This is a genomic window from Streptomyces sp. ATexAB-D23 (assembly GCF_000373645.1).
In the GTDB taxonomy this organism is placed as follows: Bacteria; Actinomycetota; Actinomycetes; order Streptomycetales; family Streptomycetaceae; genus Streptomyces; species Streptomyces castrisilvae.
Genome location: NZ_KB892017.1, coordinates 69,737 through 82,901, shown reverse-complemented (window position 1 = coordinate 82,901; position 13,165 = coordinate 69,737). Strand labels below are relative to the sequence as shown.

The following is a 13,165-nucleotide window of genomic DNA, read 5'->3' as shown; positions in this document are numbered from 1 at the left end:
GCCCGCCGACCCCACCGTGCTCCACCCGATGCCCGAGCACCCGCGCATGGTCCTGCTCAAGCCGCTGGTGACGTCGCCGCTGATCGAGGTCGGTGACTTCACGTACTACGACGATCCGGACGACCCGACCGCCTTCGAGACGCGCAACGTCCTGTACCACTACGGCCCGGAGCGGCTTGTCATCGGCAAGTACTGCGCGCTGGGGACGGGCACCCGGTTCATCATGAACGGCGCCAACCACCGTATGGACGGCCCCTCCACCTTCCCGTTCCCCACCATGGGCGGCTCCTGGGCGGAGCACTTCGACCTGATCACCGGCCTGCCCGGCCGGGGAGACACGGTCGTCGGCAACGACGTGTGGTTCGGCCACGGCGCGACGGTCATGCCCGGCGTACGCATCGGCCACGGCGCGATCATCGCCGCCGGTGCGGTGGTCACCGCCGACGTCCCCGACTACGGCATCGTCGGAGGCAACCCGGCCCGCCTCATCCGCACCCGCTACGACGCCGCGGACGTCGCCCGGCTCCTCGCCGTGGCGTGGTGGGACTGGCCCGTGCGACACATCACCCGGCACGTCCGGACGATCATGTCGGGGACGGTCGCCGACCTGGAGGAGGCCGCCGCGCAGCTCGGCCGGGCCTGACACCGCGCCCTCGCCACGGGGGCGCCCACGGTCGGGCGGTTCGCGGGTTCACCGGCTCGGCCGGTACGTCTAGCGTGGTCCCATGAACGATCACGACGCCCCGCACGGTTTCACGTCCGTGGACACGCAGGCCCGGCCGGCCGACTGGGTGCGGGTCCTGGACCGGCTGAGCGCGGAACCGTTCTACGCCGCCTACAAGCGGCGGTTGCAGGAGCTTCTGCGTCCGGCTCCCGGCGGGCTGTTCCTGGAGGTGGGAGCGGGGGTCGGGGACGCCGCCATGGACCTGCGCTCGCGCGGTGGCGCCGAGGTCGTGGCGGTCGACAGCTCCCTGACGATGATCGCGCGGGCACGTGACCGAGGGCTGGTACGTGCCGCCGTCGCTGACGGGCACCGGCTGCCGTTCGCGGCGGACCGGTTCGACGGCGCCTGGGCCGACCGGGTCCTTCAGCACGTCGCCGAACCGGGCCGCGTCCTGGACGAGTTGCTTCGAGTGGTCCGCCCCGGCGGCCGGGTCGCCCTGGCGGACCCGGACTACGACACCCAGGTGCTCGACATCGACGACCAGGAACTCGCCCGCCGGGTGCTGCGGTTCAGGGCCGACAGCGGACTGCGCAACGGGTCGCTGGCCCACCGGCACGCCGGACTGCTCGCGGCACGGGGTGTCCGCGACGTCGAGGTGGAAGCCCGGACGCTCGTCGTGCGGGACTCGACGGCGGCCGACCACGTCATGGGCCTGCGCACCTGGGCGCACGCCGCCGCGGCCCGGGGCCGGCTCGCTGCCGCGGACGCGGACCGGTTCGTGGCCCAGTTCGACGACGCGGTGCGCGCGGGGCGCTTCACCTACGCCGTCACGTTCTTCCTGACCGTGGGGACGCTGCCCTTGTCGGGCTGAGAGCCGGGGCGGCGGCTAGGAGGTGTGAGGGGAGTGGGAGTGGTTGGGAGTGGTGGAGATGAACCGGGCCGAAGCGGTTGCGGTCGTGCGGCGGATCATGGATGGGGACTACGACTCCGAAGCCGAGCTGGATGTGTGGCTGCACAGGCTCGACAGGGCCCTGGGCTGTCCGTCCGGCTATGTCGGCGACTTGGTCTTCTGGCCGCCGGAGCGCGAGCTGTCGGCCGATGAGGTGGTCGATCAAGCCTTGGCCTATCGGGCGATCGCCTTGTGAGGCCCTTCGTCAGGGAGTGACGCTCTCCCGGTGCTCGCCGATGACGAGTGGAACAGCGTTGCTGCCGATGTGCTGGGGCGCGATCCGGGATGGAGCGCCGGACCGGAGGCCGAGACCGTGGTCCGGACGCCCTTCGTGTCCGGCCGTATCGACCTGATCCTTTCCTCATCGGTGGTCGGCGATCCAGTCGTCGGGAGGAGGGGCTGCCCGCCAGGGATTACGGGACAGCCGGCGCTGCCTCGACGACGAAGAACAGGAAGAAGGTCTTGGCCGAAAGGTCACGGAAGGCGTCACGGAAGGCGTCGGGGAACAGTTCGCGGGCGGCCGGGTCGGGCTGGGGTTCGGTGATCGCGGGTGGGGGACATGACGACCCGTGCGTACGTCCGAATTTGGGTTCCATCGTGGTGACATGAACCAAAAAGTATAGTGATCGGCATGCAGCTTCGGTACAGCTTCCGGGTGTACCCGAGTGCCGGTCAGCGGATGGCGTTGGCGAGGGCGTTCGGGTGCGCCCGGGTTGTCTTCAACGACGCCCTTCGGGCCCGTGAGACTGCCCGCGCTGCCGGTCTGCCGTTCATCCCGTCCGGAGAGTTGTCCAGGCGGCTCACCGCCTCGAAGAAGACGCCCGGGCGGGCATGGCTCGCCGAGGTGTCGTCGGTCGTGTTGCAGCAGTCCCTGCGTGACCTGGACACCGCGTACAAGAACTTCTTCGACGGCCTCAAGGGCAAGCGCCCGAAGATGGGACCGCCCCGGTTCAAGTCCCGCAAGGACACCCGGCAGTCGGTCCGGTTCACCGCGAACGCCGGGTGGAAGATCACGACCGGTGGGAAGCTCAGGCTCCCCAAGGTCGGCGACCTGGCCGTGAAGTGGTCGCGGGCCCTGCCGTCCGTTCCGTCGACGGTGACCGTGGTCAAGGACTCGGCCGGTAGATACTTCGCCTCGTTCGTGGTCGGGACCGGGCCCGGGACACTGCCCGCCACGGACAACGTCGTCGGCATCGACCTGGGCCTGACCCACTTCGCGGTCCTCTCCGACGGTACGAAGATCGACAGCCCCCGCTTCCTGCGCCGGGCCGAGAAGAAACTGAAGAAGGCGCAGCAGAATCTCAGCCGCAAGGCGAAGGGGTCGAAGAACCGGGCGAAGGCCCGGATCAGGGTTGCACGCGCCCATGCACGGACCGCCGATGCGCGGCGTGAGTTCCACCACCGGCTCTCAACCGAGCTGATCCGCGAAAACCAAGCGGTCGCGGTGGAAGACCTGGCGGTCAGGGGACTCGCCCGCACCCGCATGGCCAAGTCCGTGCACGACGCCGGATGGTCGGCGTTCACCACAATGCTGGAGTACAAGGCCGCCCTGTGCGGGCGCGCCTTCCACCGCATCGGACGCTTCGAGCCCACGTCACAGGTGTGCTCGCAGTGCGGCGTAAAGGACGGCCCCAAGCCCCTGCACATCCGTGAGTGGACGTGCGGGGCCTGCGGTGCCCACCTGGACCGGGACATCAACGCGGCGGTCAACGTCGCCAGGGCGGCCGGACTGGCCGTATCAGCCTGCGGAGCGCGGGTAAGACCAGGACGTCTCGTCCCGGCACAGCGCGAAGAAACAGGAACCCACCCGAAGCCCAAGCCGGTGACCACCGGCAGACAGGCGGGAATCTCCGTCCTTCGGGGCGGAGAGGACGTCAAGAGCATTCCAACTACGTCGGGTGCATGTTCTCGGTGAAGCCGGGCGGGTCCGAGGCGGCCGTGGCGTCCCACTTCAACGACAAGATGACCTCATTGCGCGTCGGCAGCGGCTGCTGACCCGAGCCGAGTTCACGCGCCCCGGTCCCGCGTGGACCGGGGCGCGCCCGCGGGTGGCCCCGGTCGTGGGAGGGATCAGCTCCCCGCCGCACTCCCCAGCACCGCCGTAACGGTGACGACCCGCTTGCCGCACGGGAGACGGCCTTCAGGGGTCACGAGTGGGGCGGAGCCATGGATGAACTCCTCGCGCAGTTCCTCGGTCCGGTCTTCGTCCAGGACCGTCATGTCGTAAAGGACCCCGGTGACGGACTCCCAGACCTCGGCCGGGGTGCCGCCCATGTCGAGAGTGACGGGTTCCCAGGAGACCGGGGCGAAGCCGGCCGGTGCCAGGGCAGGGCGGGCGGCCCTGCGGCGGTGTCAGAATCATGCAAGCGCGCTTGATTGTTCTTGTTCCTGCTGCCACGCTCGACGCGACGGCCCGCAGAGAAGCAGAGGGAGCGCGATCCATGAGTCAGCTCGCCCCGCCCGCCCACGCGCGCGGCATCACCACCCTCACGCTCGACTCGCCCGCCAACCGGAACGCCCTCGGCGCCGGGCTCGTCGCCGAGTTGGCCGAGGCCCTGGCGGGCTGTGCGGCCGACGACTCCGTACGGGCCGTCGTCCTCACCCACACCGGCAACACCTTCTGTGCCGGCGCCGATCTCAAGGCCCCGGCCGACCCGCACGATTTCGTCGCCCTCATGCGGAGCATCGTCGCGCTGCCCAAGCCGGTCGTCGCGCGGGTCACCGGGCACGTCCGGGCCGGCGGGCTCGGGCTCCTCGGGGCGTGCGACATGTCCGTGGCCGGGCCGGAGGCCACCTTCGCGCTCACCGAGTCGCGGCTCGGCCTCGCGCCCGCCGTGATCTCCTTGCCGTTGCTGCCCCGCATCGACGCACGGGCCGCCGCCCGGTACTACCTCACCGGGGAGAGGTTCGACGCGGCGGAGGCCGCCCGCATCGGGCTGGTGACCCTGGCCGCCGAGGACGTGGACCTCGCGCTCGGGCCCCTGCTGGACGGGCTGCGCAAGGCGTCCCCGCAGGGGCTGGCCGCGTCCAAGGAGCTGGTCGCGGCTACTGTGCTGGACAGCTTCGACCAGCACGCCGAAGACCTCATCGCCCGCTCCGCACAGCTCTTCGCCTCCGCCGAGGCGCGGGAGGGGATGACGGCCTTCCTCGAACGACGGGACCCCGCATGGGCGTTGTGACACCGGGCGGCAGCACGGGCCCCAAGCAGGACCGCAGCCGGGCCACCCGCCGGCGCCTCCTGGAGGCCGCGGTGGCCTGCCTCGCCGAACACGGCTGGGCCGGTTCCACCGTCGCCGTCGTCGCCGAACGCGCCGGGGTCTCGCGCGGCGCCGCCCAGCACCACTTCCCCACCCGCGAGGACCTGTTCACCGCCGCCGTCGAGTACGTCGCCGAGGAACGCTCCGCCGCCCTGCGCGCCGTCCCCGACCAGGACCGCGCCGCCGTCGTCGCCGCCCTGGTCGACCTCTACACCGGCCCCCTCTTCCGCGCCGCCCTCCAGCTCTGGGTCGCCGCCTCCAACGAGGAGCAGCTGCGGCCCAGGGTGACGGAGCTGGAGGCCCGGGTGGGCCGCGAGACCCACCGCATCGCCGTCCACCTCCTGCGCGCCGACGAGGCGAAGCCCGGTGTGCGGGAGACCGTGCAGGGGCTGCTCGACATGGCCCGGGGGCTGGGCCTCGCCAATGTCCTCACCGACGACACCGCCCGCCGCCGCAAGGTCGTCGCCCAGTGGGCGGAGCTGGTGGACGGGGCACTGGGCTGAGAGCGTTCTGCCGACCGCGCGGGCAGGCCGGCGGCGAGCGACCTGATCGCGCTGTCGTACCAGGTGTCCAGCGGACCGCGCGGGCAGGCCGGGGCCGGGCCCGGACGGTGTCCGTGTCCGGGGAGCCGGAGTGCGGCGCGGAAACGCCTTGGTGTCGGCAAAGTCGCGCGTATATGGTCCGCAGCATGAGCAGCAGCACCACACCTCCCTTTCCCGACCACGTCGAACTCACGGGTGAGGGGCTCGTGCTGCGCGACTGGACGGAACAGGACCTGGCCGCGATGCCGGAGCTGTTCGACCACCCCGACATCGCGCACTGGACGCCGATCGTCTCCCCCTTCGACGCCGGGGCCGCCCGCGAGCGGCTGGTGAAGGCCCGGCAGCTGCGGGCGGACGGCACGGCCGTGCTGCTCGCCATCACGCTCGACGGCGGCGCCCCGCTCGGTGAGGTGATGCTGCGCCGCGCCCCCGAGGGCACCGAGATCGGTTACGCGGTCGGGCCCGCCCACCGCGGGCAGGGGCTCGCCGGGCGGGCGGTGCGGGTGATGGCCGCGTACGCCTTCGGGGAACTGGGCGTCGACCGGGTGATCCTGGAGCTGGAGCCGGAGAACGCCGCCAGCGTCGCCGTGGCCACCGCCACCGGCTTCCGGCTGCTCGGCGTCCCGCTCATCGAGGGCGTCGAGAAGGGGCGTCCGTACGCCCTCCAGACCTGGGCGCTCGACCGGCCCTGACGGCGGGCCCGTCGCACGCCGTCACCCGGTGTGCGACGGCGTGGACGCGAGGACGTTCATGAGCAGCGGCGCTCGACCGGCCCTGACGGCGGGCCCGTCGCACGCCGTCACCCGGTGTAAGACGGCGTGGACGCGAGGACGTTCATGAGCAGCGGCGCTCGACCGGCCCTGACGGCGGGCCCGCCGCACGCCGTCACCCGGTGCGCGACGGCGTGGACGCGAGGACGTTCATGAGCGCGGCCACCATCGCTGCCGGGTCGGCGTGGGGGTAGTTGTGGCCGCCGGGCAGCAGCGTCAGCGAGAAGTCGGAGCCGGCGCAGGCCCGCCACTCGGGCAGTCGGCCGGGCGGCGTCACCTGGTCGTCCGTGCCGCCGAACACGTGCAACGGGCCCGGCAGCGGCGCCGGTTCGTCGAGCGAGTAGCTCTCGGCGATCCGCAGATCGGTGCGTATGTACCCCATGATCTGACGCACGAACGCCTTGTACGCGAGCAGTTCCTCCGGCATCCCGCCGTTGCGGATCAGCCAGTCCAGCAGCTCTTCGTCGGACGCCTCGTACACGGCCGTCGTGGGCGGGGTGTGCGGGGCCCGGAAGCCCGATACGACGGTGGCCACCGGGGCGGGCAGCCCCCGGGCCTCGATCCGGCGGCTCAGCTCGTAGACCAGGGCCCCGCCGAAGCTGTGCCCGAACAGCACGTACGGCATGCCGAATTCGGGGGTCAGGCCGGTCAGCAGCCTGTCGGCCAGCGTGCCGAAGTCCGCCGGCATCGGCTCGGCGTCCCGGGTGCCCCGGCCCGGCAGTTCGACCGGAGCCAGCTCGTACCCCTGCGGGATGTACTTGCGCCAACCCGCGAACGCCCCGGCGCCGGCCCCCGACTGCGGCACGCAGATCAGCCGGGTACGCGCGGTCCCGACAGCCATCCGGCCGACGATCCAGCGCTCGTTCTGCGGCCGTGTCGACACACTCATGCGGTCCACCTCTGCTTCACCGCCGACGGGGCCGGCGTTCTGTCCGGGCACGGTGGACAACATTGTGGCAGCGCGGCGCCGGCCCCCTCCGGGCGAGGGCGAGGAGGGGGCCGGCGCGCCTGCGCTGTCGCGGCGCTCTCAGTTCCCCAGATCCGCCAGCTCGCCGAACCCGTCGATCTCGCGGGGGCTGCGCGGGCCCGGTCCCACGTACCGCGCCGACGGGCGCACCAGGCGGCCCGTCCGCTTCTGCTCCAGGATGTGGGCCGACCAGCCCGCCGTACGGGCACACGTGAACATCGACGTGAACATGTGCGCGGGGACCTCGGCGAAGTCCAGCATGATCGCCGCCCAGAACTCCACGTTCGTCGCGAGGACCCGGTCCGGGCGCCGGGCGTGCAGCTCCTCCAGCGCCGCCTTCTCCAGCGCCTGCGCCACCTCGAACCTGGGCGCGCCCAACTCCTCGGCGGTGCGGCGCAGGACCCGGGCACGAGGGTCCTCGGCCCGGTAGACGCGGTGGCCGAAGCCCATCAGCCGCTCGCCCTTGTCCAGCGCCTTCTTCACGTAGGCCGTGGCGTCCCCGGTCCGCTCGATCTCCTCGATCATGCCGAGGACGCGGGAGGGGGCGCCGCCGTGCAGCGGGCCCGACATGGCGCCCACCGCGCCGGACAGCGCGGCGGCCACGTCGGCGCCGGTCGAGGCGATCACCCGGGCGGTGAACGTGGACGCGTTCATCCCGTGCTCGGCGGCGGACGTCCAGTACGCGTCCACGGCCTTGACGTGCCGGGGGTCCGGCTCGCCGCGCCAGCGGATCATGAACCGCTCCACGACGGACTCTGCCTTGTCGATCTCGCGCTGCGGGACCATCGGCCGGCCCTGCCCGCGCGCCGACTGCGCCACGTACGACAGGGCCATCACGGCGGCCCGCGCCAGGTTCTCGCGGGCGGTCTCCTCGTCGATGTCCAGCAGCGGCTTCAGCCCCCACACCGGGGCGAGCATGGCGAGCGCGGACTGCACGTCGACCCGGATGTCACCGGAGTGCACCGGGATCGGGAACGGCTCGGCGGGCGGCAGACCGGGCTTGAAGGCCCCGTCCACCAGCAGCCCCCACACGTTGCCGAAGGACACGTGGCCGACGAGATCCTCGATGTCGACGCCCCGGTACCGGAGCGAACCGCCCTCCTTGTCGGGTTCGGCGATTTCCGTCTCGAACGCGACGACTCCTTCGAGTCCGGGTACGAAGTCGGACATCAGGCGGCTCCCTCGGATCGACGGCTTGCGGGCGGGCCCGGAGGCCCACCCCCGATACTGGCGGGTTCCGACGGGCCCGGGAAGCGTGACATCCGGCACAGCCGCCCCTTCCCCGTCCAACGGCGGGCGGACCTGCTTCGTGCCCGTCCGCTGCGGCAGGATGGGCCCGTGCCCACCGCAGACTCCTCCTCCGATTCCACCACCGATCCGGCCGCGATGCGCGAGCAGTACCGTTCCGAGAGCTTCACCGAGGACGGCCTCGCCCCCGACCCGATGGACCAGTTCGCCCGCTGGTTCCGGCAGGTCGCCGCCGGCGGGATGCTCCACGAGCCGAACGCCATGGTGGTGTCCACGGCGACCCCCGAGGGCCGCCCGTCCTCCCGCACGGTGCTGCTGAAGATGTACGACGCGCGCGGCTTTGTCTTCTTCACGAACTACGAGTCCCGCAAGGGCCGCGAGCTGGCCGCCAACCCGTACGTCTCGCTGCTCTTCCCCTGGCACCCGCTGGCCCGCCAGGTCATCGTCACCGGCACCGCCTCCCGCGTCCCCCGCGAGGAGACCGTCGCCTACTTCCGCACCCGCCCGCACGGCTCCCAGCTCGGTGCCTGGGCGAGCGACCAGTCGACGGTGATCGGCGACCGCGACGAACTGGTCCGGCGCTACGAGGAGCTTGCCGCCCGCTACCCCGAGGGCGAGAAGGTCCCCGCGCCCCCGCACTGGGGCGGATTCCGGGTCGTCCCCGACACGATCGAATTCTGGCAGGGCCACGAGAACCGGCTCCACGACCGGCTGCGCTACGTCCGCGAGGGCGGCCGGGACGGAAAGTGGCGCGTCGAGCGGCTGTGCCCGTAGCCCGCTCCGGAAACGCGGAAACCCGCAGGCTCTGGTCCCTCCTTGCGGAGGAGCCGGCCGGATCTACCGGCGAGCCTGCGGGTCGGTGACTGCTTGGGTTTCGGCAGACAGTCCGCCGAGGTGCACGTTGTGCGACGACGGGCTGTCAGCCCGCAGCCACCTCACGAATCCGATAAGACTGCACTTTTCGGATCACCTCCTTTCAGCGTGTACGCACAGCCTAGGAACGGCCCGCGCGGCCCCACAACCGATTTATCGGGGGGATCGATTTCGGGGAAGTCGCTGTGTGCTGGGTCACGTTCGAGTTCAATGGTCTGACGTGCGGCAATGGCGGACACGTCCTGCAGGGGGTCCGGGATGAGCGCTTCCACGAGCAGGGGGACGACCGACGGCGCGGTCGGCCCCGAGCCGGTTCCGGGGGCGGAGCTGCTGGCGGCCCTCCTCGACGGGATGGACGCGGCGCTCTGCGCGTTCGACGCGGAGGGCACCGTCACCCACTGGAACCGCGAGGCGGAGCGCATCCTCGGCTGGTCCGCCGAGGAGGCCGTGGGGCGGCCCGGATTCGCCGGCTGGGCCGTGCGCCGGGCCGACGCGGACGAGGTGCGGGGCCGGCTCATGGCCGTCATGGACGCGCCGGGCCGGCAGGTCCACGAGTTCGCGCTGCTGCGCAAGGACGGCGGCCGGGTCCTCGTCCGCACCCAGTCCGCCGGGGTGCGGGGCGCGGACGGCGGACCGGCCGGGGTGTACTGCGCGTTCAGCGAGGTCCACGCGCAGATCGACCTGGAGCGGGCCATCGCCCTCAGCGAGGCGCTGTTCGAGGACGCCTCCTGGGGTGTGGTCCTGGTCGACGTGGACCTGCGCCCCACCGTCGTCAACGCGTACGCGGCCCGCGCCCTGGGCGGCGGCCGTACGACGCTGCTGGGGCGCCCGCTCGGCGAGCTGATCGACCAGGGGGTGGAGGAGCTGGAGGGCGCGCTCCAGCACGTGCTGGCCGAGGGCGCGCCGCCCGCCCCCGCCGAGCTGTGGGTGACGCTGCGGGGTGGCGAGGGCTCACGCCGGCGCTGCTGGCGCAGCGGTTTCCTGCGGCTCGCCTCGCCGCTCACCGAGGAGCCGGTCCCGCTGGGGGCCGGCTGGGTCTTCCAGGACGTGACGGCGGCGAAGCTCGCGGCGCAGGAGGCGGACCGGGTGCGCTTCCGCGCCAACCAGCTGCACCGCGCCTCGCGGTCGGCCGCCGAGTGCGAGGACCCCATGGAGGCGGCGACGACCTCCCTCGACTACGCGCTGGCCGGGTTCGCCGACCACGCGCTGATCGACCTGGTGGCGGGGGAGCGGTTGGTACGGGCCGCCGCCACCCCGGCCGACGCGCCGGGGCCGTGCCTGCCGGTGGCCGGCGGCGGCATCCCGCTGCGGTACGCGCCGGGCCACCCGGCCCTGCGGGCGGTGGACCGCACGGGCTCGGTGCGGGCGTCGGCGGGGGCCGCGCGTACGGACGGGGAGTGGGCGAAGCAGCGGCAGTGGCCCGCCGACGCGGTGCACGCGCTGTGCGCGGTGCTGCGCAGCCGGGGCCGGACCCTGGGCGTGGTCACCTTCCTGCGCTCCGCCCACCGGGCCGCCTTCGAGCGGCCGGACGCGGTGTACGCGGAGAGCGTCGCGGACCGGGTGGCGGCCTCGGTGGACCTGCACGGGGCGACCGGCCCGTCCGGTGGCTGAGGACCGGACCGCTTCGGTCCGGCTGGTGCGGTCCCCGAGCCTGCACGGGGCGACCGGCCCGTCCGGCGGCTGAGGAGGCGACCGACGCGCGGGCGGCCCGCCGCTCAGTGCCGGTAGAAGATCCGGTCCGCGTACTGCGCCATCACGCGCCCGTTCCACTCGTGCCCGCCGTCCACGTTCCCCGACCGCAGCAGCGGCGGCTCCACGCCCCGCTCCAGCAGCCCTTCCGCGGCCGCCGCCATCATGCCCTGCATGATCGCGCTGGTGACCACGGTGGACGCCGGGGCGAACGGCGCCTCGATGCCGTCCACCTCAAGCTCCGCGTCGCCGACCGCGATCTTGCTGTCGAGGACGATGTCGCAGTGGTCCCGCAGGAAGCCGCCCGAGCTGTGCCGGGACCGGGTCCCGGTGGCGTACGCGACCGAGGTGACGCCGATGACCTTCAGGCCGAGCGCCCGCGCGTTCATCGCCATCTCGACGGGCAGGGCGTTGCGCCCGGAGAGGGAGATGATCACGAGGACGTCGCCCGCCTTCGCGGGGCTGGAGTCCAGGACCGCGCCCGCGAGACCGTCCACGCGTTCCAGCGCGGAGCCCAGGGTCGCCGGCATGACGTCGACGCCGAGCGCGCCGGGGACGGCCATCAGGTTCATCAGGGCGAGCCCGCCCGCACGGTAGACGACGTCCTGGGCGGCGAGCGAGGAGTGCCCGGCGCCGAAGGCGAAGAGCCGGCCGCCCGCGGCGACGGTGTCCGCGATGGCGGCGCCGGCGGCGGCGATGCTCTCGGCCTCCTCGTCGCGCACCCTCCCCAGCAGGCCGATCGCTGCGTCGAAGAACTGACCGGCGAGCTTGCTTTCGCTCATCGAGGAGGACCTTTCCGGCGGGGTGAGATGTCCATGGGGCGTCCGTACCGCCGATCACGTTGCGGTCTGGACCAGTGACATGTCAATACCGCAGCGTGCTGGGGGCGGCCGGCGAGGCACGGTTACCCGCGCGATGCGTCAGAATTGGTGGAGGGCCAGCGCACGACTGCATCTGAGGGGCACGAATGTCCGGACTGATCGACACAACGGAGATGTATCTCCGCACCATCCTCGAACTCGAAGAGGAAGGCGTGGTCCCCATGCGCGCCCGGATCGCGGAACGGCTGGACCAGAGCGGTCCCACCGTCAGCCAGACCGTGGCGCGGATGGAGCGCGACGGCCTGGTGCAGGTCGCGGGTGACCGGCATCTGGAGCTGACGGAGGAGGGCCGCCGGCTGGCGACCCGCGTCATGCGCAAGCACCGGCTGGCCGAGTGCCTGCTGGTCGATGTGATCGGCCTGGAGTGGGAGCAGGTCCACGCGGAGGCATGTCGCTGGGAACACGTGATGAGCGAGGCGGTGGAGCGGCGGGTGCTGGAGCTGCTGCGCCACCCGACGGAGTCGCCGTACGGGAACCCGATCCCGGGCCTTGAGGAGCTGGGCGAGAAGGCCGAGGCCGACCCGTTCCTCGACGAGGGCATGGTGAGCCTGTCCGAGCTCGACCCGGGGAGCGAGGGCAAGACGGTGGTGGTCCGCCGGATCGGTGAGCCGATCCAGACGGACGCCCAGCTGATGTACACGCTGCGGCGGGCGGGCGTGCAGCCCGGTTCGGTGGTCAGCGTGACGCAGTCGCCCGGCGGTGTGCTGGTCGGCAGCAGCGGTGAGGCGGCGGAACTGGACACGGAGATCGCCTCGCACGTCTTCGTGGCCAAGCGGTAGGGCCTGTGTTGAGTTGCCCGTCGTCGCCCGGAGGGCGGCCTCGCGGCGTCCGGTGCGGCGAGATGCCGTGCCAGGCGTCGCGAGGCAGGCGGGGAACTCCAATACAGGCCCTGGGACCCACGGGGTTCCGGGGAGACCGGGCATCGGCGGCCGTGGCCGCCGATGCCCGGTTTTTCTTTTTCCGTCCGGAACCGCAGCGCGTCGGCGCCCCGCGTGCCAGGCTGTGGTGGAGGGGTAGCTGAGAGTGTCGGCTGCCGGGCCGCGGCCGGGGAGGGGAGCCTGGATGCACCCGTCGTACGAGCGGTCCCGGCCTGCGGTGGAGGCGCCCCGGAAGCGGCCGGGCCGGGAAACGGATGGCCCCGGCGCCGCAAGGCGCCGGGGCCTGTCCTCCCCTGTGTCCGACCTGGAGCCCCGAGCTCTCAAGGTCGGTCCCGTGGGCCCTCATCCCCGAGTGGCCCGCCTCCCGCAAGAGGTCTCCCCGCAGCTGCGGCCGTCAATCCTGGGAAGCAGTCACTCGAACGAGCGGTGTTGGTCGGCAGATCCCGG

15 protein-coding genes are annotated in these 13,165 nt (G+C 72.4%); 10 read left to right on the top strand and 5 right to left on the bottom strand.

Annotated features, from left to right (window positions below; all coding sequences use genetic code 11):
- The first annotated feature begins 28 nt into the window (after positions 1 to 28).
- From B082_RS0117635 to B082_RS0117625, 3 genes are all read left to right on the top strand, one after another.
- Positions 29 to 643, top strand: coding sequence for a CatB-related O-acetyltransferase (locus B082_RS0117635; RefSeq protein ID WP_051094634.1), 615 nt, complete (start codon positions 29 to 31; stop codon positions 641 to 643).
- 82 nt (positions 644 to 725) lie between these two features.
- Positions 726 to 1,535: a methyltransferase domain-containing protein gene (locus tag B082_RS0117630; protein ID WP_018553137.1), complete on the top strand. Its 810-nt coding sequence runs from the start codon at positions 726 to 728 to the stop codon at positions 1,533 to 1,535.
- 58 nt (positions 1,536 to 1,593) lie between these two features.
- Complete coding sequence (locus tag B082_RS0117625) at positions 1,594 to 1,809, top strand: e9imm peptide (protein ID WP_078622594.1); 216 nt, start codon at positions 1,594 to 1,596, stop codon at positions 1,807 to 1,809.
- A 217-nt stretch (positions 1,810 to 2,026) separates the two neighbouring features.
- On the opposite strand, the gene B082_RS0117620 is transcribed toward B082_RS0117625, so the two are convergent.
- A complete protein-coding gene (locus tag B082_RS0117620) occupies positions 2,027 to 2,209 on the bottom strand; it encodes a hypothetical protein (protein WP_018553135.1) in 183 nt (60 codons plus the stop codon).
- A gap of 35 nt (positions 2,210 to 2,244) precedes the next feature.
- Between B082_RS0117620 and B082_RS36255 the strand changes: the two genes are divergently transcribed.
- On the top strand, positions 2,245 to 3,528 hold the full coding sequence (locus B082_RS36255) for an RNA-guided endonuclease InsQ/TnpB family protein (RefSeq protein ID WP_106435507.1): 1,284 nt from the start codon (positions 2,245 to 2,247) through the stop codon (positions 3,526 to 3,528).
- Between the two features lie 155 nt (positions 3,529 to 3,683).
- On the opposite strand, the gene B082_RS0117605 is transcribed toward B082_RS36255, so the two are convergent.
- Positions 3,684 to 3,887, bottom strand: coding sequence for a hypothetical protein (locus B082_RS0117605; RefSeq protein WP_018553132.1), 204 nt, complete (start codon positions 3,885 to 3,887; stop codon positions 3,684 to 3,686).
- Between the two features lie 167 nt (positions 3,888 to 4,054).
- Between B082_RS0117605 and B082_RS0117600 the strand changes: the two genes are divergently transcribed.
- From B082_RS0117600 to B082_RS0117590, 3 genes are all read left to right on the top strand, one after another.
- The gene (locus B082_RS0117600; RefSeq protein ID WP_018553131.1) at positions 4,055 to 4,792 is read left to right on the top strand and encodes an enoyl-CoA hydratase family protein; all 738 of its coding nucleotides are present in this window, start codon (positions 4,055 to 4,057) and stop codon (positions 4,790 to 4,792) included.
- Positions 4,780 to 5,373 (top strand): TetR/AcrR family transcriptional regulator, encoded by a 594-nt coding sequence (locus B082_RS0117595; RefSeq protein ID WP_026249904.1) that lies wholly within the window; start codon positions 4,780 to 4,782, stop codon positions 5,371 to 5,373. Before B082_RS0117600 ends, B082_RS0117595 begins: the two co-directional genes overlap by 13 nt.
- Positions 5,374 to 5,558: 185 nt before the next feature.
- Entirely contained in the window at positions 5,559 to 6,104 is a 546-nt protein-coding gene (locus B082_RS0117590) for a GNAT family N-acetyltransferase (RefSeq protein WP_026249903.1), read from the top strand.
- A gap of 193 nt (positions 6,105 to 6,297) precedes the next feature.
- On the opposite strand, the gene B082_RS36250 is transcribed toward B082_RS0117590, so the two are convergent.
- Together B082_RS36250 and B082_RS0117580 are read right to left on the bottom strand one after the other, a co-directional pair.
- Complete coding sequence (locus B082_RS36250; RefSeq protein WP_037710387.1) at positions 6,298 to 7,071, bottom strand: thioesterase II family protein; 774 nt, start codon at positions 7,069 to 7,071, stop codon at positions 6,298 to 6,300.
- Positions 7,072 to 7,209: 138 nt separating this feature from the next.
- Positions 7,210 to 8,319, bottom strand: coding sequence for a citrate synthase 2 (locus tag B082_RS0117580; protein WP_018553127.1), 1,110 nt, complete (start codon positions 8,317 to 8,319; stop codon positions 7,210 to 7,212).
- Between the two features lie 216 nt (positions 8,320 to 8,535).
- On the opposite strand from B082_RS0117580, the gene pdxH reads away from it, so the two are divergent.
- Positions 8,536 to 9,171, top strand: coding sequence for a pyridoxamine 5'-phosphate oxidase (gene pdxH, locus B082_RS0117575; protein WP_026249902.1), 636 nt, complete (start codon positions 8,536 to 8,538; stop codon positions 9,169 to 9,171).
- 357 nt (positions 9,172 to 9,528) lie between these two features.
- A complete protein-coding gene (locus B082_RS0117570) occupies positions 9,529 to 10,881 on the top strand; it encodes a PAS domain S-box protein (protein ID WP_018553125.1) in 1,353 nt (450 codons plus the stop codon).
- A 104-nt stretch (positions 10,882 to 10,985) separates the two neighbouring features.
- On the opposite strand, the gene B082_RS0117565 is transcribed toward B082_RS0117570, so the two are convergent.
- Positions 10,986 to 11,741 (bottom strand): SIS domain-containing protein, encoded by a 756-nt coding sequence (locus B082_RS0117565; RefSeq protein ID WP_018553124.1) that lies wholly within the window; start codon positions 11,739 to 11,741, stop codon positions 10,986 to 10,988.
- Positions 11,742 to 11,926: 185 nt separating this feature from the next.
- Here B082_RS0117565 and B082_RS0117560 point away from each other — a divergent pair, with 185 nt between their 5' ends.
- Complete coding sequence (locus B082_RS0117560) at positions 11,927 to 12,619, top strand: metal-dependent transcriptional regulator (protein ID WP_018553123.1); 693 nt, start codon at positions 11,927 to 11,929, stop codon at positions 12,617 to 12,619.
- Positions 12,620 to 13,165: the final 546 nt, after the last annotated feature.